General features: G+C 43.6%; 20 protein-coding genes and 3 tRNA genes. 7 read left to right on the forward strand and 16 right to left on the reverse strand.

From position 1 onward, the window contains the following. Positions 1-110 precede the first annotated feature (110 nt). From BIW53_RS14190 to nudE, 5 genes are all read right to left on the reverse strand, one after another. Positions 111-187, reverse strand: a tRNA-Met gene (locus tag BIW53_RS14190). A gap of 42 nt (positions 188-229) precedes the next feature. Then, positions 230-306, reverse strand: a tRNA-Met gene (locus tag BIW53_RS14195). 42 nt (positions 307-348) lie between these two features. Next, positions 349-425 (reverse strand) — tRNA-Met (locus tag BIW53_RS14200). A gap of 173 nt (positions 426-598) precedes the next feature. After that, a complete protein-coding gene (cysQ, locus tag BIW53_RS14205; protein WP_070992673.1) occupies positions 599-1393 on the reverse strand; it encodes a 3'(2'),5'-bisphosphate nucleotidase CysQ in 795 nt (264 codons plus the stop codon). 1 nt (position 1394) lies between these two features. Next, positions 1395-1958 carry an ADP compounds hydrolase NudE gene (gene nudE, locus BIW53_RS14210; RefSeq protein ID WP_070992699.1) on the reverse strand — a complete coding sequence of 188 codons (564 nt, stop codon included), beginning with the start codon at positions 1956-1958 and terminating at the stop codon, positions 1395-1397. A 61-nt stretch (positions 1959-2019) separates the two neighbouring features. Here nudE and yrfG point away from each other — a divergent pair, with 61 nt between their 5' ends. Further along, positions 2020-2676 (forward strand): GMP/IMP nucleotidase, encoded by a 657-nt coding sequence (gene yrfG, locus BIW53_RS14215; protein ID WP_070992700.1) that lies wholly within the window; start codon positions 2020-2022, stop codon positions 2674-2676. Between the two features lie 4 nt (positions 2677-2680). On the opposite strand, the gene BIW53_RS14220 is transcribed toward yrfG, so the two are convergent. The 4 genes from BIW53_RS14220 to BIW53_RS14235 all read right to left on the reverse strand — a co-directional run bounded on the left by BIW53_RS14220 (position 2681) and on the right by BIW53_RS14235 (position 6901). Then, the gene (locus BIW53_RS14220; RefSeq protein ID WP_070992674.1) at positions 2681-3301 is read right to left on the reverse strand and encodes a dUTP diphosphatase; all 621 of its coding nucleotides are present in this window, start codon (positions 3299-3301) and stop codon (positions 2681-2683) included. Between the two features lie 100 nt (positions 3302-3401). After that, a complete protein-coding gene (locus tag BIW53_RS14225; protein WP_070992675.1) occupies positions 3402-5747 on the reverse strand; it encodes a fatty acid cis/trans isomerase in 2346 nt (781 codons plus the stop codon). After that, positions 5747-6112: a hypothetical protein gene (locus BIW53_RS14230; RefSeq protein WP_070992676.1), complete on the reverse strand. Its 366-nt coding sequence runs from the start codon at positions 6110-6112 to the stop codon at positions 5747-5749. Before BIW53_RS14230 ends, BIW53_RS14225 begins: the two co-directional genes overlap by 1 nt. 123 nt (positions 6113-6235) lie before the next feature. Continuing rightward, positions 6236-6901, reverse strand: a complete 666-nt coding sequence (locus tag BIW53_RS14235) for an SDR family oxidoreductase (RefSeq protein WP_070992677.1) — start codon at positions 6899-6901, stop codon at positions 6236-6238. Positions 6902-7026: 125 nt separating this feature from the next. On the opposite strand from BIW53_RS14235, the gene BIW53_RS14240 reads away from it, so the two are divergent. Next, positions 7027-7761 (forward strand): hypothetical protein, encoded by a 735-nt coding sequence (locus tag BIW53_RS14240; RefSeq protein WP_139158859.1) that lies wholly within the window; start codon positions 7027-7029, stop codon positions 7759-7761. 31 nt (positions 7762-7792) lie between these two features. On the opposite strand, the gene BIW53_RS14245 is transcribed toward BIW53_RS14240, so the two are convergent. After that, positions 7793-8074, reverse strand: a complete 282-nt coding sequence (locus tag BIW53_RS14245) for a hypothetical protein (RefSeq protein WP_070992679.1) — start codon at positions 8072-8074, stop codon at positions 7793-7795. Positions 8075-8244: 170 nt separating this feature from the next. Between BIW53_RS14245 and BIW53_RS14250 the strand changes: the two genes are divergently transcribed. The 3 genes from BIW53_RS14250 (at position 8245) to BIW53_RS14260 (ending at position 12048) form a co-directional block, all read left to right on the forward strand. Further along, positions 8245-8622: an RNA-binding S4 domain-containing protein gene (locus tag BIW53_RS14250; protein WP_070992680.1), complete on the forward strand. Its 378-nt coding sequence runs from the start codon at positions 8245-8247 to the stop codon at positions 8620-8622. Between the two features lie 126 nt (positions 8623-8748). After that, positions 8749-11487, forward strand: coding sequence for an aconitate hydratase AcnA (gene acnA / locus BIW53_RS14255; protein WP_070992681.1), 2739 nt, complete (start codon positions 8749-8751; stop codon positions 11485-11487). A gap of 108 nt (positions 11488-11595) precedes the next feature. Beyond that, positions 11596-12048, forward strand: a complete 453-nt coding sequence (locus BIW53_RS14260) for a PaaI family thioesterase (RefSeq protein ID WP_070992682.1) — start codon at positions 11596-11598, stop codon at positions 12046-12048. Here the strand turns inward: BIW53_RS14260 and BIW53_RS14265 are convergent. Then, positions 12017-12790 (reverse strand): substrate-binding periplasmic protein, encoded by a 774-nt coding sequence (locus tag BIW53_RS14265; RefSeq protein WP_084228172.1) that lies wholly within the window; start codon positions 12788-12790, stop codon positions 12017-12019. The genes BIW53_RS14260 and BIW53_RS14265 overlap by 32 nt on opposite strands. A 215-nt stretch (positions 12791-13005) precedes the next feature. On the opposite strand from BIW53_RS14265, the gene BIW53_RS14270 reads away from it, so the two are divergent. Further along, positions 13006-14112: an NAD(P)/FAD-dependent oxidoreductase gene (locus BIW53_RS14270; RefSeq protein ID WP_070992684.1), complete on the forward strand. Its 1107-nt coding sequence runs from the start codon at positions 13006-13008 to the stop codon at positions 14110-14112. A 9-nt stretch (positions 14113-14121) separates the two neighbouring features. Here the strand turns inward: BIW53_RS14270 and BIW53_RS14275 are convergent, their stop codons facing one another. The 4 genes from BIW53_RS14275 to BIW53_RS14290 all read right to left on the reverse strand — a co-directional run bounded on the left by BIW53_RS14275 (position 14122) and on the right by BIW53_RS14290 (position 19269). Beyond that, on the reverse strand, positions 14122-14634 hold the full coding sequence (locus BIW53_RS14275; protein WP_084228173.1) for a DUF4124 domain-containing protein: 513 nt from the start codon (positions 14632-14634) through the stop codon (positions 14122-14124). 260 nt (positions 14635-14894) lie between these two features. Further along, positions 14895-15635, reverse strand: a complete 741-nt coding sequence (locus BIW53_RS14280; protein ID WP_070992685.1) for a phosphoadenylyl-sulfate reductase — start codon at positions 15633-15635, stop codon at positions 14895-14897. Between the two features lie 47 nt (positions 15636-15682). Then, the gene (gene cysI / locus BIW53_RS14285; RefSeq protein ID WP_070992686.1) at positions 15683-17401 is read right to left on the reverse strand and encodes an assimilatory sulfite reductase (NADPH) hemoprotein subunit; all 1719 of its coding nucleotides are present in this window, start codon (positions 17399-17401) and stop codon (positions 15683-15685) included. A gap of 65 nt (positions 17402-17466) precedes the next feature. Then, the gene (locus BIW53_RS14290; protein ID WP_070992687.1) at positions 17467-19269 is read right to left on the reverse strand and encodes an assimilatory sulfite reductase (NADPH) flavoprotein subunit; all 1803 of its coding nucleotides are present in this window, start codon (positions 19267-19269) and stop codon (positions 17467-17469) included. Between the two features lie 305 nt (positions 19270-19574). On the opposite strand from BIW53_RS14290, the gene BIW53_RS14295 reads away from it, so the two are divergent. Continuing rightward, a complete protein-coding gene (locus BIW53_RS14295; RefSeq protein WP_070992688.1) occupies positions 19575-21209 on the forward strand; it encodes an endonuclease in 1635 nt (544 codons plus the stop codon). 122 nt (positions 21210-21331) lie between these two features. On the opposite strand, the gene BIW53_RS14300 is transcribed toward BIW53_RS14295, so the two are convergent. Next, positions 21332-22498 (reverse strand): DUF3103 family protein, encoded by a 1167-nt coding sequence (locus BIW53_RS14300; protein ID WP_070992689.1) that lies wholly within the window; start codon positions 22496-22498, stop codon positions 21332-21334. Positions 22499-22642 lie beyond the last annotated feature (144 nt).

Raw genomic sequence — 22642 nt, forward strand, 5'->3', positions numbered from 1 at the left:
TGACTTATGAAAAGTGAACCGACGACCTTTAAAGTTGTACAAAGAAGTGATTGTGGGAGCTATGACTTATGAAAAGTGAACCGACGACCTTTGGTCGTGACCAAAAGAAGTGGTTGCGGGAGCCGGATTTGAACCGACGACCTTCGGGTTATGAGCCCGACGAGCTACCAGGCTGCTCCATCCCGCGCCTGTTGCTAAGTGATATTTTACTTCTTACTTAACAAAGAAGTGGTTGCGGGAGCCGGATTTGAACCGACGACCTTCGGGTTATGAGCCCGACGAGCTACCAGGCTGCTCCATCCCGCGCCTGCTGCTAAGTGATATTTTACTTCTTACTTAACAAAGAAGTGGTTGCGGGAGCCGGATTTGAACCGACGACCTTCGGGTTATGAGCCCGACGAGCTACCAGGCTGCTCCATCCCGCGCCTGTAATTTAAAGCGTCGCTTTAAATTTTACTTTTAAAAAAACAAACCTTTAACAAGAGTTTGTGAGCCTGTCTTCCTAAGAGGCCGCTATCATATAGCATTCAATTTTAAATGCAAGCTTTAACTAGACGAGAGTATTCTAAGCGAGCAAATATCAATCAAAACGCAATATTTAGCTACGATGATGCGGTGTAATAAGTTTCTGCCATTGCCAATCTGGATGACCCATTACAATAAAATCGGGGTTTTCTGTGATTTCTCGCTGATTATATGTAAGAGGGTTAAACTCCGCATCGGTGATACATCCCCCCGCTTCTTCAACTATCACCTGTGAAGCTCCTGTATCCCACTCACCCGTTGGACCAACACGCAAAAAGCAGTCCGCTTTTCCTTCCGCTATCATACACGCTTTCAGTGAACATGAACCTAATGCCACAGTGTCGAATTGGCTGTTTAAATATTGGCTGACTGCTTCCAGTTTCTGTCTTCGACTGACCGCTAAAGTTAAATTTTGAGGCTTGGCAACAAATATTTGTTCTTGTGTCTGTGGCGTACGCTTAAAAGCACCATGCCCCTTAGCCGCATAATACGTGGTTTGTTTCGAAGGCCAATAAATAACACCCAATACTGGTTTGTTATTCTCAACTAACGCAATATTCACTGCAAAATCACCGCTTTGCAATATAAACTCACCCGTGCCGTCCATCGGGTCTAATAGCCAGTAACGCTGCCAGTTCTCACGTAATGACAACGCAGGAATGGGCGTTTCTTCTGACATTATAGGGATATCTGGCGCGATTGCCTTCAACCCCGCCATCAGAACTTCATTAGAAGCTAAATCAGCCGCGGTGACAGGTGTGTGATCCGACTTTTCCTGTGTACCGATATCTTCATTTTGATAGATATCCATGATCGCCTCACCCGCTCGAATTGCCAGCGAGATACAAGGTTCTAGCAGTTGTTGCATATTAAACCTCCTGCGCTAAATATTGTTGCAGCAAAAGCAACGCTGCGACACTGCGAGCCTCCGTAAAATCACTTTGTGTCAATAATGACTGCCATTGATCTAAAGGCCACTTAACAGTAACTAAAGGTTCAGGTTCATCCCCCTCTAACTGCTCAGGATAGAGCTCTTTTGCCACGATAATATGCATTCTGGCGTTAAAATAGCTCGGCGCCAAAGATAACGTTTTTAGATCACAAAAATGCTTAGCACCAAAACCTACTTCTTCTTTTAACTCTCGGTTACCCGCTTCAATTGGGGTTTCTCCTGGATCGATCAACCCCTTAGGGAAACCAAGCTGATAATTGTGTGTCCCTGCACAATATTCTCTAACTAATAATAGCTCATTTTCTGCGGTTATAGGCACTATCATCACTGCGCCTCGCCCCCCCCCTCTAATTCTTTCATATTGGCGCTGTTCGCCGTTAGAAAACTGCAAGTGCAGTGCTTCTACAGTAAACAGACGGCTTTTTGCAGCCACTTCACAATGAAGGATTTCTGGAGGATTTGGATGCTTTTTCTGTGACATAAGAATTAATTTGTTATCATGGCCATACACTTAATCATAAATCCTTTGACGATAAATGCCTATGCTAAATTGGTCTGAAATTGATACGGTACTTCTAGATATGGATGGTACTTTACTCGATCTACATTTTGACACTTACTTTTGGCTGCAGGTGATCCCGACCGAGCACGCCAAGAAACAAAACATCAGTTTTGAACAAGCTAAAGCGGATATATTAGCACGCTATGAAGCGGTTCATGGGCAGTTACAATGGTATTGTTTGGATTACTGGCAAGAGCAACTAGGGCTACCTATTATGGCATTGAAAAGAGAAATTCAGCATTTGATCTCCGTGCGTGAAGATGTGCCTGAATTCTTGTCAGCTCTAAAAGACGCAGGAAAAGAACTTATTCTTCTGACTAATGCACACCCTGACAGCCTAAGTTTGAAAGTCGAGTTAACTGAGTTTGCACACTATATGGATGTACTCATTTCAACCCATGTCTATGGCGTCAGTAAAGAAAGCCAATCTCTGTGGCAGCAAGTACAAGCGGATTTAGGATTTGATAAAAAACGAACTTTATTTGTTGACGACAGCTTGAGTGTTTTAAAAGCTGCGCAAGAGTTTGGTATTGGCCACCTACTCGCGGTGGCCAATCCTGACAGTAAATTGCCAGCCAATGTGATCACTGACTACTTATCCATCACAGACTACAGAACTTTATTACCTATTAAATAATCTACTACGCTGGGTAGCGTTGTTGTAATCCAGCGTAGACATTTTTTGCAAAATCAGGGTGTTCAGTATCCAGATTTTTAACAACCTCAACAAGGTGCTCATTGTCTTCTTGTCCATTCCACACTTTGATATAGCTACCTTCTTTGTAACCATGATCCTGACGGAAAAAGTTCAGGGTGTTTTTGCCAACATAACCACGATATAAGTCGTCAATATCCATACCTATTTGCTGCATACATCCCGCAAACGCTTTAGCATTGAACTGTTTGTCTACTACCGCACTGCCTGCCAACGCTTCTAATGTTTGCTTGAAATCGCCAGCCATTTTCGGTTGGCTAAGTTCCGCATCTAATTGCTCCGCTAGAGCTTGGTAAGATGTTTGGCCATCGATACGTAGCGATAATCCAAAATGGAAAATATCCACCAGCTCTAAGATCACTTGCTCGGTATCTGGGGTTTGTTTCTTCCACCATTTCCAGCCATAGTGATCGAGCATTTCTGCACACTCAACCCAAATTGCGCGATACCATTCAAAACCTTGGTTAAACCACTGCTCATGTACTTTCGTGTTCATGGCATTTTGCATTTCTAACATCACGACCAGCTTGGTGATATTGGTTGACATTGCGCTCTCTCTTTAATGCTGTGAAAAGGCCAATATCATACCCTAGCAAAATAAATTCTGCACCGGCTGGCCTTTAACTTTTGTTATTTAAAACGTCGTACTAACGATTTTCCAAGCGATTGTAATCAAATAACCCGTACTCAATTCCTCGGTACTGTTTCGCCACCTGATGCAGTAAATCACTGTATTGCCAAAACTGAGGGTGAGTACGCCTTATCGCAAATTTCTCGGTAACATCCTGATATTGTTTTTCATTTTCTACAGCTGCTAGTTGAGATACAAAGGCTTGGGTATTGTGTTCATCAGCCAAGTACCAAATTGCTTCAGGGTAATCGCCAATAAAACCTGGAACCAATGTGGCGGTATCTTCCTCAAAGGCACGCTGTCCATCTTCGTTCAACAAGCTCGATATATTATAATGCGCATTATGGTGCAACAAGGTAAACGCCTTGTGCTCGCCATTAGACTGCCTTTGTAAAATAAATGACACTTGAGGCAATGTATTGATGGCTTTATAGGGTAAGTTATTTAACTGAGCCAGCACAGAAGGTACTGAGGTATGATCGTAACGCCTGCTCAACACAGCCTTTAGTGCCGCAGATATTTTATCGTACAACTCTGTTTTTGGATCATCCGTTACATACTTAATACCTGTAGGTGCTGCCAACAACGTCTTACGGTTAATAAATTCACTCAAACTAACATGAGAGTTGCGATACCAATGGTTCTTGACGTCTTTACGCACACTCTGTGGTAACAGATTGATAAAATTTTGCTCTCCTTCAAGACGCAAAAAATCCATGTATAAACGCGTGATCAGTTGGTGACCAATGTTGCCATATACATCAAACCCTGCCACCAGCAGATAGTGAATTCGCTCAAACAGGGCATAGTCTAACAACCACATTGTTTTTGGGGCTTGGCCAACGAACCCTTTTACAACCGTTGCACTGTCAAAATGACGAAATACGGTCAGGCCAGCATTATTATTATGACCATCGCCTTGCCAGATCAAGTCTGTGGTAAGCAATTTCCCATCGGCTAACAGTTCATTGGCCAGCTTAGTTTTAGCACGAATATATTCATGCTGACGATTTGCATACTTGACCCAGCTTGGCAAAGACAATACGTTACTTTGTTCTGCAGCGGGTAGTGCCAAGTCATCTTCATGGTGCAACAGCAAGTCACTAACGGCTGGTACACTATTTTTATCAGGGTCAATAAATGCGACCCAAAACTGGTCATTGATCACATTTAGCGCAATCTGACCCCGGCAAACAGGGCCTTTGATATAACCCTTGATTATTAGCTCAGCTTCATCAAGCATAAACTGATATTTTGACTTTACCGGAATAACAGAAAATACCTTGAAGGGGTTAGAGGCTACTTCAGGCTCATAGCTGGGCAGTTTCTCTACTTGGTAGTCTGGCGCTATAAACTGCGAGTAAAGGCGAGACATCTTCTGATCTGACAATGCCAAAGGCATATGTGTTTTTGCCAAGATGCTACTGCGCTCATGCATTAACCTGTAATAGACTCGGCTTACTTCTGGGTTATCATACGGACGCCGAGTCGAAATTAATTCTATAGGCTCTCCTGGGGGCGTACGTGAGCGTACTAGCTTAAAAAAATTAGGGGAGTTATCGACATTGACCTCAGGAAAATAAATATGTGCCAGATACCAATGTTCATAGATATATCTTGCCGCAAGCTGGTATTTCAGATCATGCTGGTTTAAGAACTGCTCCCAACGCTCTACCTGTTTCAATTCAGCCTGAGTTGGAGGAGCAATCTGTGCCATTTTGCCACCACGTTTTAACCAAGCTTCAAGCTGCTTAAATTCGCCGTGAGAAATTGCCGGTAAGCCATATGGCATTCCTGCATAGGGCTTGGATTTTGCCAAACTAGCAAACTCATCCATACTGGGACAACTTTGTTCTCTATCTAGAGAAAAATCAAACTCACTCCCCAACACCCCTTCTTCTGGAAATGGATGACTCATTTTTAGCAGTAAAGTGTTATATAGAACACTACCAGCTAAATTAGCTTGTGCACTTTGTTGACGCTCATTTAAGACGCTCGTAAAACCTTTATCTCTCCATTGTTGGGTATTTTTCGCATCAAACAATAACCTACTAGGTGATTGCGCAAGCAAGCGTGTGCCATTGTATACTCGCTCTTTGCTTAACCCCCGATCAATGCCTTCTGGAGAAGACAGTTTGAGCTGGCATGGCGCATCATAGCAACCATGACACACCACGCAACGCTGCTCTAACACGGGCTTAACCAAGTGTAAATAGCCAGCACCTTCACCGTTGGAGGGCCCAACATCCCGCACCTGTACATGCTGTGGACCATATATATCATCGTAGTGACTAAAGCCAAGCGCCACACACCCTGATAGCACAACAGCCATAAACAACATCCACCAGGCACGTGTATTCATCAGCTACCCTCTTCTTCACCTAAGTCAAACGTTGGCATCATCTCCATAGGTGGAGAAATAAACACTTGCTCATTCTCCAAACTTAGTACTGCACTGAGCACAGGTCCGTGATTGAGCAGCAATTGTGCTTGATGTTCTACATTAAGCACAGATTCAAACTCAGCCTGTTGTGCATGGAGCTGATATACCGCCAAATTAATACTGATGTTTTCTTCTGCTTTGGGGTTTTGACACAGATTTGCCAACAGCGTCTCATCCAGTAAAACCTCTAGAATGAGGTCGGGATAAGCCATATCACGTTGCTCTAATTGATCGTTAAGTAGAAATAGCGGCAAGCTAAGAGGTGTGTTTTCAGATAATTCCATGATTGATTGTTGTATTGAGAACCTATTAGATTCTCACATACTAGCATAAATTAACTGAATCTCCGTTGATAGATGGCTTATCTTATACCCAAAATAAGCCATGAGAGGAGTAGTAACGGACCATTACCAAGGCAATGTTTCACCGTTTGAATGCCAAAATCCGCCTGTGTTTTCAAGTGTTAACTCATGAATCCGTTGACACAATCGTTCAGCAGCAAGTTGTGGTGATATATCCCCAGCAAAATTCACCATTTGTGTTTGCACAAAACCAGGGTGAAATAGGCCCACTGCAATGCGCTGTGCTTTTAACTCATGTGCAAGGCTCACGCTCGCTGCATTGAGCGCAGCCTTTGACATTCTGTAACCAATATAACCGCCAGAGCCATTATCTGCGATAGACCCCATACGACTTGTTATCATCGCAATTTTACTATTTGCTTTAAGCAAAGGTAATAAAGTATGAACCACTCGCAACGGGGCGACCGCATTGATCTGTAACTGACTATCTATTGCAGCGAAGTCCATGTTTTCTAGCGTTTCATTGTGAAACACTCCGGCATTATTGATAACAATATCAATGCTTTTCCCCGCTAGCTTTGCCGGCAGTGTTGCCACTTGCTGCGCATTACTAACGTCGACATCGGCTATCACAGCGACATTGAGCGCTTTAAGCTCATCAGATGGTTGGCGCACCACAGCTGTCACATCATAACCTTGCTCCAAATACTGCTTACAAAACTCTAATCCGATCCCACGGTTAGCACCAGTAACAAGCACATGTTTACTCATAACAGACTCCTTTTTAATGTCGGTCGTTAAATTGTTCTTAGTATACCCACTGACAACAGACAAATCACATCCAAGCGATGCTCTGCTATGCTAAACATACACACTGCAACATGATACTCTTTGCAATGCAAAAAAAACTCGCTACGTCAATTATTTGCCTACTACTATCTACGAGTTTGTGGGCGACATCTTACGTTATTAATGTCAGTGAAGGTTTGGCATACCAGATAGGAAAAGATAAAGTACACTCTGCATTGCAAGAGATTTATAACCCCCTATCGATAGAGCCCTCGCTGGTGTTTTTACCTAGCAAAAGAGGTTTGCAACTAGTTAACGAAGGCGAAATTGACGCTGATGCTGGCCGCATAGAGCAGACCATGACTGCCTATCAAAACCTTATCCAAGTGCCCTACCCGTTATCGACAGTAAAACTATATATTTACTGTCTAAACCCCCTAGAATGTGTTCCTGATGAACAGAGCGGGCACTTGATTATTAAAGGAGCGCTCATATCCGAGCAATTTTGTGATAAAAAGCAGTTATCTTGCAACATTGTGGCGAATGACATATCCGCTTTTACGGCGTTACAAAAGAACTATGCTCCCTCATTGATTGCTAACGATCGCTTCGCCGTTGGCACTATTTGCGCGTCAGGTATGAAAGAAGTTTTTGCCAGGCCGCTTACAAAAGACTTTAAAGCCTACCACTATGTCCATAAAAAACATGCTGACTTAGTGCCTAAACTCACTCGCTCTATTAAGAAGTTAATGGACCAAAACTTATTGCAAAACCGCTTTCAAAGTCTAACGGATGCAGCAAAAGAGTGTGACCTTAAAGTTACTTTTCTAACAAAGCTTTAGGCCAGCTCTTTTGAGTTATCAGGCCGCATTATTATAGCTGGGAGAGCCACTTTTGTACGGCGGCCTTTGGATAAAGCACTTCTTTAAACAAGCGATGTCGTTCATAGACTAACGTGACTTCTTGTGTCGGCAAACCTGATTGTGCTTTATTATGATGGGCGTTGAAGCGAGCGATAATATTAAATTGCTGCGTACTTTTATCCTTAACACGGGTTAAATTTTTTTGTAGATAGCTTCGCACATCATCAGCGGTCATCAACCCCACAGCATCGGGGTTCATTAACTCTTTTTTTAATGCTGAACGAATTCCCATATTGTTTGCTCCTCTTAATAAATTGCAACAATCAACTCATGCAATTTTGGCAGCAAGATACACGCCAATTACTTCAGTTACATTAAAGACATGCAAATGATATAAAAAGTTTCGTCACTCATCGCAGCAAAGAGGTATACTAACGCAAACGATTAGAACGTGAGCAAATAATGTTAGAAGAGCACTCAGATTATATCGAGATCGAATTGGAAGAAGAGCCAATAGAACTTTGTAATCTATTGAAAGTTCTAGATTTAGCAGAAACCGGTGGACAGGCTAAAATGCTAATCGGTGAAGGTTATGTGGCCGTAAACAATGCACTTTGTACTGTAAAGCGAAAAAAGCTTTATGCGGGTGATACTCTGGCCTTTGATGGTGAAAGCTACCGCCTGACTTTAGCCGAGGGTGTTGAGCCAGCAGTGCGCCCTGAACCAATCGATACGTCCAACGAGGTGCAACCAGCACCATCACAGCGCAAAAAACGCAATAGAAGTCGTAAAGATAAGAAGGACAGTAGTACGGGTCGCAAACCCATCTCTTTTGGCTAAAACCACTTAATAACTTGAATTTTTGCAATTGATCACAATACAGTTAGTCATATGGCTAAAAAATATGCCGCAAGGTAAGCGGCATATGCCAATCATCGCTTCAGCAAATTTTAAAGCGGAGGCAGTATGCAAAATTCATTTAACACCCTGACCCAGCTGACTATCGATCAGCAGCAAGTTCACCTGTACTCATTAAAGCGCTTAGGCGCTAAAGCCCGGCGACTCCCGTTCGCTTTGAAAATACTGCTAGAAAACCTGCTACGCCATGAAGATGGTCGCACCGTTTGCAAAGAAGACATTGAGCAGCTGTTGAACTGGGAGGCTAAGGCTACACCAAAAAAAGAAATAGCTTTCACCCCAGCAAGAGTGGTGATGCAAGATTTTACCGGTGTACCAGCAATCGTCGATCTCGCAGCAATGCGAGAGGCCATGGCTAAATTAGGGGGGGATCCAAAGAGAATCAATCCGCTTTCTCCTGCTGAGCTTGTGATCGACCATTCAGTTCAAGTCGATGAATATGGTCACGCTGGCGCTTTTGATTTAAATGCTAAGCTCGAATATCAACGTAATAAAGAACGCTATGAATTTTTGCGCTGGGGCCAATCAGCCTTTGACAACTTGAAAGTTGTTCCTCCTGCTACCGGCATCGTACATCAGGTAAACCTCGAATACTTAGCCCGAGTGGTGTTTAAAGACAACGATCGGGGAGAAACCATTGCTTATCCCGATACGCTAGTCGGCACAGATTCTCACACCACCATGATTAATGGCTTAGGTGTGCTTGGCTGGGGAGTCGGCGGTATCGAAGCAGAAGCCGCTATGTTAGGCCAGCCTATCAGTTTACTAATCCCACAGGTTATAGGGTTTAAGCTCGAAGGCAAGTTGCCCGAGGGGACCACTGCAACTGATTTGGTCCTAACCATTACACATCAACTACGTCAACACGGTGTCGTGGGGAAATTTGTTGAGTTTTTTGGTGATGGACTTGCACAACTGCCATTGGCTGACCGCGCGACTATTGCCAATATGGCTCCTGAATATGGTGCCACGTGCGGCATATTTCCAATTGATGAGGAAACCCTTTCCTATCTGCGATTGACCAACCGCAGCGAAGAACAACTTGCACTCATTGAACAGTACGCTAAACACCAAGGCATGTGGCGAGAAGCAGGTGATGAGCCCGAATACAGTGATGTGCTGACACTGGATTTAAGCACCGTCGTTCCTTGTATCGCGGGTCCAACCCGACCTCAGGATCGAATCAATTTGGACGAAGCTGGCGACGAGATAAAATCGCACCTTAAGACAATGCAGGACCAGCGTAACGAGAGCCATTTAAGTCAAGATGAAGCACAAATCGTCGCAGAAGGTGGGCAATCCAAAGAGCCCCTTGGTGAAGCGCAAGTATTTGGTGTCGCAGAGTTTGAATATGAAGGTCAGACCATACAGCTTGAAGATGGAGCCTGTGTGATTGCCGCTATTACCAGTTGTACCAATACTTCAAATCCCAGTGTGATCCTTGCCGCCGCTCTGGTTGCCAAAAAAGCCCACGAACTGGGCATTAAACCAAAACCTTGGGTTAAAACTTCTTTAGCGCCGGGCTCTAAAGTCGTGACCGACTACCTTAAACGTGCAAATTTACTTACCCATTTAGAAGATCTGGGCTTTAATCTAGTTGGCTATGGCTGCACCACCTGTATCGGTAACTCAGGGCCTCTATCTAGAGAAATAAGTAATGCTATCAATCGACACAAGTTGATAGTCAGCTCGGTGCTATCAGGGAACCGTAACTTTGAAGGACGTATTCATCAAGATGTACAAATGAACTTTTTAGCCTCGCCGCCTCTAGTCGTAGCATATGCCCTCGCTGGGCGCACCAACATTGATGTTTACAACGAACCTTTGTGTCAAAATGCCAAAGGTGATGATATTTACTTAAAAGATATCTGGCCAAGCGTAAGCGAAGTACAGCAACTGGTTGATGAGAACGTTACGCAATCCATGTTTGCCAAGAACTATGCTGAAGTTTATAGCGGTGATGATAACTGGCAAAAGATCAGCACCCAAGCCAGTGAACTCTACCCTTGGCAAGATGACTCCACATACATTCGCCACGCACCATTTTTTGCTAACATGAGTAAAACCCCACCAGGACTCCCTCACATCAAAGGTGCTCGATGCTTGGCTAAATTAGGAGATTCAGTAACTACAGACCACGTTTCTCCCGCCGGAAATATCAAAGCACAATCTCCAGCTGGGAGCTATTTACAACAACAGAAAGTTAAACCTAGTGAATTCAACTCCTATGGTTCAAGAAGAGGCAATCACGAAGTGATGATGCGTGGTACTTTTGCTAATGTGCGTTTACGCAACCAACTTGCGCCAGGTACAGAAGGAGGTGTAACCCGCTTGATACCAGATGGCAAAACCATGAGTATTTTTGAAGCGGCCATGGCTTATCAACAAAACGATACGCCCTTGATTATCTTGGCAGGCAAAGAATACGGTACCGGTTCTTCTCGGGATTGGGCGGCGAAAGGGTCGCTACTACTAGGTGTCAAAGCCGTCATTGCACAAAGCTATGAACGTATACATCGTTCAAACCTGATTGGTATGGGCGTATTACCGCTTCAGTTCAAACACCCAGACAGCCACGAGTCCCTCAACTTAAGCGGTGAAGAAAGTTTCGAAGTGATGGGATTATGTGACAACTGTGATGAGGTTAAAATCATTGCCAGTAAAGATGATGGCAAACAGCTTGAATTCTTAGTCGATGTCAGAATAGATACCCCCAAAGAGTGGGATTACTATCAACATGGTGGCATTTTGCAATATGTACTCAGAAACATGCTTGAAGATGCCTAACTTTTTAGTTGCGACGGTGGCTTTACCGTCGCAACTTCATCTCAAGTCTGTGACTTAACGCTTTACATTTAATACACTGGGCAGGCCTGTGAACTGAAAAGGAAAGCTATGTCTATCTGGTATCGCCCTGTCACTTTATCACTTTGCCAACAGCTCGATGAGGGTATAAATGGCAAAGGCTCCTTGATGAAAACCTTAGACATCAAAATAACCGAAATCGGTGACGACTACCTCGTTGCTACTATGCCAGCCACTCCTCATCACCATAATCCAATTGGTATGGTCCACGGAGGGGCAAATGTCTCATTAGCAGAGACTGTTGCCAGCTATGCAGCCAACTTTGCAGTGGATTTCGAACACTATTACTGTGTCGGCCAAGAAATCAATGCCAATCACCTAAAAGCTTCTAGGAATGGTTTATTAACGGCAATAGCCAAACCATTGCATTTAGGTAAACGTACCTCTGTATGGGAAGTAAAAATAACGAATGCTAAGGGTGAGTTATGTTGTGTCAGCCGAATGACCGCAGCTATTGTAGCTCGTCCTCTGGCAAATACTTAGCGACGATTTGCTGATAACGACCAGTTTTTTTGAGTTCATCCAAACCTAAGTTAAACCGAACGATGATTTCCTCTGCATGTGGGTGCGCTCGGTTAACCCCTATATGTAGTGGCCAGCTCAGTAAAACCGGCATATGTGCTATCAAATCACTCAGCTGTGGAGAGTTTTTTTGCTCATGTGCAAATGCCAAAACATCCGCGATGGCAAAATCGGCTCTGCGTTTGTGGACCATCTCTAAACACGCATGCAAACTGTGTACATCTATCACTTTGACCTGTTCAATGCTTTCTAGCAGCTCGTGATACGCATAGCCTCTGATCGCAGCAACAGTTTTATAACGTAAACTTTTTGCACCTCGAAAATCTGCATGGCTGTCTTTGTGACTCACTACGGCCAACTCGTTGTGAAAGTAAGGTTGGCTAAACAGAATCGTTTTATGTCGCCGCTCAGTCCACCAAAGTGCTGCTATTAGGTCGACTTTGCGCTCCTCTAAAAATATTAACATGCGACTAAATGGTGCGGTTTGTATCTCCAGTTCTATGCCTTGGGAGTCAAATGCAGCACGCAAAATATCACTCACCAGACCCGAACCATCATTTTCAATATACGGCGGCCAAGGGTTGTGCCCAGCGACAACTTTCATCACTTGTGCGTGTGCACTTGCAACGCAAACCATGAGCGCATACAGGGCTAACTTAGAGAGTTTGGCCATACATAATTCTGTCATAATATTTGTAATCATTAGTTTAGCTGACACACAATAATTCGCGGGATTTTTTGGTAGTTTGGTTATCGAGTCAAATTAGGCGCTCACACCGGCATTATGCACAGTGTGAAAAATCAATAAATGTGAACATGGATGTACTTGCATTGGGAGTGTGAAAAAACACTGAATCATTAGTACCAAGGTCTTGCCTTTGCTACCATATCAACACCTCTTTTGCACAGATAGGTTTTATGGAACAAGTAGATACTTTAGTGGTTGGTGCAGGCGTTGTGGGTCTTGCCATCGCCGCCACCATCAGTGAACATCAAGACACTATTGTTATTGAACAGCATGCTCAGTTTGGCGAACACACCAGTAGCCGAAACAGTGAGGTGATCCATGCCGGTATTTACTATCCAGATAATAGTTTGAAGGCACAACTGTGCGTTGAGGGTAAAGCACTACTTTACGATCACTGCCAGAGCTACCATGTACCAGCGCAAAAAATAGGTAAAATACTTATTGCCAGCAATGAGTCAGAAATTGCAAAATTACATGCTCTGGTCGCGCAAGCCAACAACAATGGCGTCTGCGACTTACGCTTCCTCAGCTTAGCAGAGTTACGTGAAAAAGCGCCAGAAATAAAAGCAGTCGACGGCGTTTGGTCTCCTTCAACAGGTATCTTAGACAGTCATCAACTTATGCTGTCATACCTCAATAAACTCTCTCAACATGGCGGCCACTATGTCAATAATACGCAATTTATCAGCGCGCATTATGACGGTGAGTATTTTGTTGTCACGCTTAAGTGTGGCGAGCAAGAATTTCTTCTCAAATGTAAGACATTGATCAACGCAGCAGGACTATTTGCTCAGGCGTGTGCCAACAACATAGATGCTCTAGCTGCACACCATATTCCACCTTTACACTACTGTAAGGGCCAGTACTTCAGCTATCAGGGCAGACATCCATTTAAACATTTGATTTATCCCATGCCAGAGCAGCATGGGCTCGGTATTCATGCCACCCTTGACTTAGCGGGACAACTCAAGTTCGGACCTGACACTGAATTTATCGACCAGCTTGATTACACACCATGGGAGCAGGCAAAACCACGTTTTGTAGAGGCGATTAAACGCTACTGGCCAAAACTCGATGGTACACGTTTACAACTTAGCTATTGTGGCATACGCCCTAAACTACAGCTCCAAGGCACTCAGGATTTCGTGATCCAAGACAGCCAACAACACGGTATCAAAGGACTGATAAATTTGTTTGGCATTGAATCACCAGGGCTTACCGCAAGCTTAGCCATCGCCCAAAAGATTGCGAAACAGGTCTGCGCTGCGCACGAATGATGATGCTCACTATTGCCCCTCGATGGCCTGATCGATCTTTTTCGTTCTTTCGTCCATCAGTTTTTGGATATTTTGCGCATCCTGCATCAATTGCTTTACATCGCTAGGGGTGAGTGCGGAGGGAGCTTTAAGTTTAGCTTCAATCTGCGCCTTTTGAGCCGCTAAGTCTTTTAAAATAGCCGTATCTTCAGCTGCCATCCGGTTAATCTTGCTGATATCTAACAAGTGAGTTTGGCTTTTACCCTTAGGGTTTGGCTGATCTGAGTATACCCAATTCCCATTAGCGTCTTGCCATTTGTAGATACTGCCAGAGGGCGTATCTGTCGAGGGTTCAGCCAAGTGCTCAAGTGAATTACTGAACGTGCTTTTGGCGTCATCAAATGCGTTACTTGTTGATTCCTTTGTCTTTTGAGCTATTGACCCTAAACTAAGCCAAGGCTTACCATCTGGTCGTTTTAGTACAAACAAAGAACCAAGCCCTATGAGCATGATCATAACCAACACATAACTAAAATACTTCACTGTACTTGCCTCAAAATAAACCCACTAAAAAGTCTAGCATGCTTGTTCTGGCTAAGAAATAATAGACCAAGCTACCAACTCACTATGTCACTGCCAAGCACCAACTTGTGGCCCATCAGTATGTTAGACATGGTTTGATTTGTACCTGATGTTCGTATTTATATCTGTTATTACAGAGAATAGCGATAACGGTTATTCAGTAAGCAATAAAAAAGCACAACCTAAGTTGTGCTTTTTTATTTCCCCATGGCTTGGAAGAATTAAATGCCGTCACCATCAATGTGTAAACCACACTCACGGTTTAAACCAAAGAAACGCGTTTCTTCTTCACTCATTCCCGGTTCAAGTTTTCGTGTTGTATGCACATCTCCCATCGACACGTAGCCTTGCTCCCACAACGGGTGATAAGGTAAATCATACTTGCTTAAATATTGATAAACATCACGGTTGTTCCATTCAATGATTGGATACACTTTAACCGTACCTCGGCTTATCTCTAAAATTTGTTTATCCGCTCGGCTAGAAGCCTGATCACGACGTAAACCGCTAAACCAAGTGCCCGCGTTCAAATCTTTCAGGGCTCGGGTCATCGGCTCAACTTTATTAAGCGTATTGTACTGCTTAATTCCCTCTTGCCCCTGCTCCCATAACTTACCATATTTGGCTTCTTGCCAAGCGGGGCTAATTGGGGCTCGATATACTTTTAAATTTAAATTTAAGCGCTCTGTTAAGTAATCCACAAACTGATAGGTTTCTGGAAATAAATACCCAGTGTCTGTCAGCACAACAGGGATATCATTACGCTCAGATGTCACCAAATGTAACATCACCGCAGCCTGAATACCGAAGCTTGAAGATAAAAAAGCGCTATCTGGTAAATGCTCCAGCGCCCAGGCTACTCTCTGTTGTGGACTCATTGGTAGCAACAGCTCATTGGCTTGTGCTAACAACGCTTTTTGCGATTCTCCACTTAACTGTAAGAGTTGTTTGTAATCACTCATTCTCATTCCCAGCATGGCAAGCAAGTGCTTGCCAATTCACTTATTAGTTACGCGTGAAAGTCTGTTTTTGATACTTTCACTTCAGCTACAATGCCCTTTCGGATAGCAAAATCCCCAAAGCATTCATCACTTTGACGTTCGCTCACCCACTGGCCAATCAGCTCATCCAACGCAGGTAGGTAAACCTCTTCTCCTACGTTTTCTAAATACAACTTCGGTACTCGGGTACCTTCGCGGTTACCACCTAGATAAACATTGTATTTACCTAACCCTTTACCCACCAAACCGACTTCCGCCAACATCGCGCGACCACAACCATTCGGACAGCCAACTACACGCAAAATAATGTTGTCGTTACTTACGCCATGCTTATCCAGTAAGTCCTCAACCTTAGTTACCAATTCTGGAAGGTAACGTTCAGCCTCTGCCATCGCCAACGGACAGGTTGGTAATGCCACACAGGCCATAGAGTTTTTACGCTGCTGTGAGTGCGCATCGTTGATCAAACCATGTTCACGTGCCAACTGCTCGATGAGCGCTTTTTGATCCGCAGGTACACCCGCGATGATCAAATTTTGGTTGGCTGTCATACGAAAATCACCTTGGTGAATTTCTGCAATTTTTCGACAACCCGTTTTTAACGGTTTGCCTGGATAATCCAAAATACGACCATTTTCGATAAATAAGGTTAAGTGGTGTTTACCATCAATGCCCTCAACCCAACCAAAGCGATCACCACGGTGCGTAAATTCATACGGGCGACTTGGTTCAAACTCAACGCCAGCACGCTTCTCAACTTCAGCTTTGAAAGCCTCTGCACCAAAGGTGTCCAACGTATATTTAGTTTTGGCATTTTTGCGATTTACGCGGTTACCCCAATCCCGTTGTACCGATACAACATGCTCAGCAATTTTTAGGGTGTGCTCAAGTGGAATGAACCCAAAGTCATCCGCCTTGCGTGGGTAAGTGTTCACATCGCCATGAGTCATAGCCAAACCGCCACCTACTAACACATTGAAACCAATGAGCTTACCGTTGTCTGCAATAGCAACAAAGTTTAGGTCGTTAGCGTGTACATCCACCTCATTATTTGGTGGGATAGTAACCGTAGTTTTAAACTTACGAGGCAAGTAGGTAGAGCCTAAAATTGGCTCTTCAGTAGTCTCGGTTTTTTCACCATTGAGCCAAATTTCAGCGTATGCCTTGGTATGTGGTAATAAATGCTCAGAGATCTTGGTCGCCCATTCATAAGCTTCCTGATGTAACTGTGATTCAACCGGATTGGTGGTACACAATACATTTCGATTTACGTCCCCAGCTGTCGCTATTGAGTCAATACCAACGCTGTTAAGCATTTGGTGCATTTCTTTAATGTTTGGCTTCAATACACCATGAAATTGGAACGTTTGGCGTGTTGTTAATCGAATACTGCCATACATCGATTTTTCTTCAGCAAATTTATCAATCGCCAACCATTGGCTTGGCTTAATAATGCCGCCGGGCATACGAGCACGTAGCATTACGTTATGTAGCGGCTCTAACTTTTGTTTTGTGCGCTCTGGGCGAATATCTCTGTCATCTTGCTGATACATACCATGGAAACGGATCAGCTGGAAATTATCTGCTGTAAAACCACCTGTTAGAGGGTCTTGAAGATCAGCTTCAATGGTGCCACGTAAATAGTTACTTTGTGTTTTTAAGCGTTCGTTATCAGCAAACTTAGCATTTGGGTCTAGTTTGCTATTTGGTTTGTATTCGGTGCTCATGGCTTATCCTAAAAAAATTCTACTGTGACGGTCAGTGTATGTACTTCAATGCTTTAGACAGCCGATTAGTACACGTCTTTTTGATAACGGTTTTGGCTACGCAGGTCTTTTAGATACTGCTCAGCCTGTTCATCATCTTTGCCACCATGGGCTTTAATAATATCGATCAGGGCCTGATGTACATCTTTAGCCATGCGCGTGGCATCTCCACACACATAAAAATGTGCGCCCTTTTCAAGCCATGCAAAGACTTCTTCGCCTTTTTCACGCAAGCGATCTTGTACATAGATTTTTTCCGCTTGGTCACGGCTAAATGCTAGGTCCACCTTGTTAAGTAAACCTGATTTTACATACCCTTGAATTTCAACTTGATATAGGAAGTCCTGAGTAAAGTGCGGGTTACCAAAGAACAACCAATTCTCACCAGCCGCTTCACGCGCATCGCGTTCTTGTAAAAATGATCTAAACGGCGCAATACCTGTACCTGGGCCCACCATGATGACCGGTGTTTCGTCATTTGCTGGCAAACGGAAGTTGTCATTGTGCTCACTAAATACTTTAACTTTCGCACCTTCTTGCGCACGGTTTGCCAAGTAACCCGAACAACCACCAAAGTGCTTTTCTCCAAATGCGTCAAATTCAACTAGGCCGACAGTTAAATGTACCTCATCTTCTACTTCAGCTTGACTGGAAGCAATTGAGTACAAACGTGCTTGCAGCTTGCGACAGCAATCAACTAAGGATTGCGCATCAATTGCCGCTGGATTTTGCTTGATAACATCAAAGATTTGTCTGGCTTCTATGTATTCACGTAACGCCGCTTTGTCTTCAACTAATGCTTTTAGCTGTGCGTTGTTAGTCGCCTGCGCATACTTTTCAACAAAACCAGGATATGACTGCGTCAGTTCCAGTTTTTCAATTAATGCATCACGCACAGTGATGCTTTCGCCCGCTACTGTCACTTTCGTATCATCAGCAATTGCGAGTAACTCAAGCACCTCATCCACCAGCGCTTCATCGTTTAAGAAATACACGCCCAACGAATCGCCTGGTAAGTAACGTATATCCGAACCATCTAAAGAGATTTCAACGTGGCGCACATCTTTCGTTGAATCACGCCCCGTGATTTTTTGTACCACCGACAACTCTGCAGCGAATGGGTTTTGCTTGGTATATAGGCTTGTCGTAGCCGCTACTGAAGCAGACATGTTGACTACATTAGTGCCAGCGTCCTGCTGTGATTTTAACTCTGGTTCAAATACATCCAATGCACCAGCAATCCACTGCGTTGCCAGCTCCTCGTAATCAACATCTAACTCTGCACGCTGATAAACCACATCTGCGCCTAAATTTGTTAAACGCTGTTCAAAATCTTTGGCAGTCTGACAGAAAAATTCGTAGCTTGTGTCACCAAGGCCGATTACGGCCACTTTCACGCCCGCTAACTTAGGTGCTTTTTTGCTTGCAAGAAACTCATGTAATGCTTCTGCATCTTCTGGTGGCTCACCCTCACCATAAGTTGATACAGCAATTGCGAGGAACTTCTCTTTTTTCAGCGCTGAGGTTTTGTAGTCCGCCATGTTAACTAGCTTGACTTTCAAGCCTCTAGACTCTGCTTGCGCTTTTAACTGGCTTGCAACCGCTTTTGCATTACCAGTTTGAGAACCATATAAAATAGTTAACGGAGCAGCCTCTACAGCCGCCGCTTGCGTGCCCACTCCTACAGCAGCAGAGTTTGCATTGGCTGCCAAATAACCGCTTACCCAGGCTTGCTGGATGGGGTTTAGTTCTGCCACTAAACCTTGTAATTTCTGCACTTGCTCTTGCGTAAGCGGGCTGGCCGCAGCGCTAAGTTGACTTAACAACATTGAATAATCCCCGTAACCCTAAAACGTCTCTTGCTTAAATTGGTGTTTTACTTGCTCAATAATAACGTACGACAAGTTATTTCATACTCTGCAGCATACTGATCTATGCGGACAACAAAAAGACAAAGATCTGCTTTTATATTCCTTTTGGTTATTAATAACAAAAAATACCAACAAAAACAGATTAAAAGAATTGCTTTAAATATAGCCACTCTAATATTAACATTGCAATAACAAAGGTTCAGTAAGCTCGGCCTTTGTTCAAATAAAAGCAAAAATATTAATTTTAATAAAAGAGATCAAAAATGAAACACGGGAAACTATCCTATAAACAAAAGCTTGCGTTTGCGTTAAGTGCTGCCCTTTGTAGCCAGTATGCCGCAGCACAAGTTAGCAATGGTGATTTCGAAAATTGGCAACAAAATCAGCCAACGAGTTGGACAACCATCGACTCGGGAATTGCCTTAAGCGCAACAAGTAATATTGTTAAAACAGGTCAAGCGGCTGCTCAAGTAACCGTCAAAACAGGCACCCAAAGTAATACTGACTTACAACAACTTGTTGCAGTACAAGCTGGGAAAACATATACCTTCAGTACTTGGGTTTACCACACTGAAGGAGGTGTTAAAGCGCGTTTGGTGGTAGATGGCTATCACGGCTACTCAGACCCATTTACTTTAAACCAATGGCAACAGATCAGTCATTCATACACAGCAACTGCCGACACATCAATTTCAGTTGGCCTGCGCTTTTATGACGATACGGGTTTTGATGGCAATGAAGTGGTATACATTGACGACTTCCAACCAACCACCACAACGACCCCACCTCCGCCAACTGGCTGTCAAAATACTGAACTCAACCTATCTATAACAACTGACAATTACGGTTCTGAGACTAGTTGGACGTTGAGCAATAGCAGCAACACACCAATAGCTAGCGGCAGTGGATATGCAAATAATACCACTCATAGCGAGTCTTTATGCGTTGTTGATGATAGTTACACATTCACGGTGCTGGACAGCTATGGTGATGGTATGTGTTGTAGCTATGGTAATGGTTCTTATAGCTTAACCGGCCCAGAGGGTACGTTAGCTTCTGGCAGCACTTTTACCTCCGAGCAACAACATACCTTTACAATTGGCAATGATAATGGCGGTGGCACACCAACCGATCCATCACAATACTATGCATCAGCCGCAGGTTTAACTGGTTATGCCCTAAAGAGCCAGTTACACAACATTATTAATAATCATCAATCTCAAGGCTACACTGCTATTTGGCAATTTATCGACCAGTCAGAGCGCGATAACTATTTTGAGAATGATAACTCGGTATTAGACCGTTACTCAGAAAGACCAAGCGGTAACGATGCAATCAACTATGTTGCCGTCACCAATCAATGCGGCACCTACAGTGTTGAAGGTGACTGCTACAACCGTGAACATTCATTTCCAAAAAGTTGGTTTGGTGGAAAAATAGAGCCAATGAACTCAGATATCCATCATATTTTCGCAACCGATGGATATGTAAATTCAAAACGTAGTAACTACCCGTTTGGTGAAGTTGCAACTGCCAGCTATACCTCTAGCAATGGTAGCAAGCTAGGCTCTGCGGCAACCAATCTGAACTATTCAGGTACCGTGTTTGAACCCATAGATCAATTTAAAGGTGACTTCGCTAGAGCCTATTTTTATATGGCAACCCGCTATGAAGATGTGATCAGTACTTGGCAAAACAATACGCAGTACAGCGATGCCGTACTTAACGGTAGTGCCAATCAGGTATTTGAACCTTGGGTCATTGCGATGCTAAAACGTTGGCATGAAACTGATCCTGTGGATGCTATTGAACGAGCGCGTAACCAAGCTGCTTATGAATTTCAGGGCAACCGCAACCCGTTTGTAGACCACCCAGAGTTTGTTCAGCAGATCTGGTAGACAACAGGTTTATTCAAAAAAAAAGCCACCGAAAGGTGGCTTTTTAATTTTCGCTTCTAACTAGTTTTTATGAATAAAAAGGCGGCCTAATCCTTTAGGCCGCTAACCGACTCAACGGGAAATCACCTAGGGTTGATGGTTAAGGGAGATAAACTGATTTTTGCATTACCGCTGGCACCCATGTAACCAGTGTATTGCTGACCTTCAAATAAGGTATAAAAAACATCTACATAATCATCATCATTAGTAAACCAAGAATCTGGCATAGCTTTAATAAGCTGATTGGTCAGCTGTGGAATAATCGCATAACCCTGCACATTTGGATCTGGAATCGTACGCATAACCTGCGTCACGATGTCTAGAAAAGTCGTGGCAAGCGTTTTGTAATTAGTATTGTCGTCTTGCTCCATTAGTAGCAAGTCTGCCGCCTGCCAGCGATAACGCTCCCAATGAATGATAATTTGATTTGGTGTATAGTCACGACCATCATGATCTAAGTATGGCATATCAACGATATCTAGTACCGGCTCGTCTCGACTCGGGCTCACACCCGTTACGACTCCATACACTTCCGCAGCACCCGAAATCCAAGGCTCTTCATCATCGTTTAAACGAATTCGATTTAACACACTTGTAGAGATAGGTTGTACGTCACTTTGCGTTTCAAAGAACTGCGCTTGTTTAGATAATGACACTGGGCGATGCTTATTAAATTCTCGCTGCATAACTGCCAAACCTTCTTTCAGGCTTTTTCTGCTGTCAATTTCAACAATTAATACTGGCTGCTGCGGCATCTTTTTAGCATCAAGTAAGTGCACTTTGCCGTGTTCATCGTACGCTTCGATATGTACCCAGCTCTTATCATCCCCTTTAGGAGCAAATGCCACTAAAACAGACTCTCCTCGCAACCAATCACTCAACATTGCGCTGTCGGCAAGACGTAGTTGATAAATAGATTCATTAGACTCTGATAAGCCCTTTAAAGAACGAGTATAACTGTTAGCAGTGCGAATCTTAGATGCTAAAGACGCAGAAACTAAATCTGTAGACAGAGGGACATGTAAACGATATTGACTCATTTGCGCTTTGACAGGAGTTGCTATGCTTGGCAACTGACTCGCTACTTGTTTCGCTAGTTGCTTTTTAATATCCACAACTTGGTAACCTGCTGGGTTAAACATATCCAACGCAGGAAATGCTTGTTGAACCTGTAGGTCTGAATTTGCTGCATAACCGTTTAAGCTCATCGCTGCTAAGGCAGTCAATGTAAATTTTGTTAACTTATTCATATTCTACTCCTGACAATAATCCGCGTGTTTGAGTAGAAGAAGATAAAACTTATTTAAAAAATTATCAACCTGTTAATTTAAAATTAACAAAATTAATTTTATAGGTACGAAGCTGAATAACCTGATATGACTTTGGAACATAAC

Source organism: Pseudoalteromonas byunsanensis (assembly GCF_001854475.1).
GTDB classification, from domain to species: domain Bacteria; phylum Pseudomonadota; class Gammaproteobacteria; order Enterobacterales; family Alteromonadaceae; genus Pseudoalteromonas; species Pseudoalteromonas byunsanensis.

Coding starts and splice junctions, on each gene's coding strand:
- cysQ (WP_070992673.1), bottom strand. CDS start 1,393: ATGCAACAACTGCTAGAACCTTGTATCTCGCTGGCAATTCGAGCGGGT.
- nudE (WP_070992699.1), bottom strand. CDS start 1,958: ATGTCACAGAAAAAGCATCCAAATCCTCCAGAAATCCTTCATTGTGAA.
- yrfG (WP_070992700.1), top strand. CDS start 2,020: ATGCTAAATTGGTCTGAAATTGATACGGTACTTCTAGATATGGATGGT.
- BIW53_RS14220 (WP_070992674.1), bottom strand. CDS start 3,301: ATGTCAACCAATATCACCAAGCTGGTCGTGATGTTAGAAATGCAAAAT.
- BIW53_RS14225 (WP_070992675.1), bottom strand. CDS start 5,747: ATGAATACACGTGCCTGGTGGATGTTGTTTATGGCTGTTGTGCTATCA.
- BIW53_RS14230 (WP_070992676.1), bottom strand. CDS start 6,112: ATGGAATTATCTGAAAACACACCTCTTAGCTTGCCGCTATTTCTACTT.
- BIW53_RS14235 (WP_070992677.1), bottom strand. CDS start 6,901: ATGAGTAAACATGTGCTTGTTACTGGTGCTAACCGTGGGATCGGATTA.
- BIW53_RS14240 (WP_139158859.1), top strand. CDS start 7,027: ATGCAAAAAAAACTCGCTACGTCAATTATTTGCCTACTACTATCTACG.
- BIW53_RS14245 (WP_070992679.1), bottom strand. CDS start 8,074: ATGGGAATTCGTTCAGCATTAAAAAAAGAGTTAATGAACCCCGATGCT.
- BIW53_RS14250 (WP_070992680.1), top strand. CDS start 8,245: ATGTTAGAAGAGCACTCAGATTATATCGAGATCGAATTGGAAGAAGAG.
- acnA (WP_070992681.1), top strand. CDS start 8,749: ATGCAAAATTCATTTAACACCCTGACCCAGCTGACTATCGATCAGCAG.
- BIW53_RS14260 (WP_070992682.1), top strand. CDS start 11,596: ATGTCTATCTGGTATCGCCCTGTCACTTTATCACTTTGCCAACAGCTC.
- BIW53_RS14265 (WP_084228172.1), bottom strand. CDS start 12,790: ATGATTACAAATATTATGACAGAATTATGTATGGCCAAACTCTCTAAG.
- BIW53_RS14270 (WP_070992684.1), top strand. CDS start 13,006: ATGGAACAAGTAGATACTTTAGTGGTTGGTGCAGGCGTTGTGGGTCTT.
- BIW53_RS14280 (WP_070992685.1), bottom strand. CDS start 15,635: ATGAGTGATTACAAACAACTCTTACAGTTAAGTGGAGAATCGCAAAAA.
- cysI (WP_070992686.1), bottom strand. CDS start 17,401: ATGAGCACCGAATACAAACCAAATAGCAAACTAGACCCAAATGCTAAG.
- BIW53_RS14290 (WP_070992687.1), bottom strand. CDS start 19,269: ATGTTGTTAAGTCAACTTAGCGCTGCGGCCAGCCCGCTTACGCAAGAG.
- BIW53_RS14295 (WP_070992688.1), top strand. CDS start 19,575: ATGAAACACGGGAAACTATCCTATAAACAAAAGCTTGCGTTTGCGTTA.
- BIW53_RS14300 (WP_070992689.1), bottom strand. CDS start 22,498: ATGAATAAGTTAACAAAATTTACATTGACTGCCTTAGCAGCGATGAGC.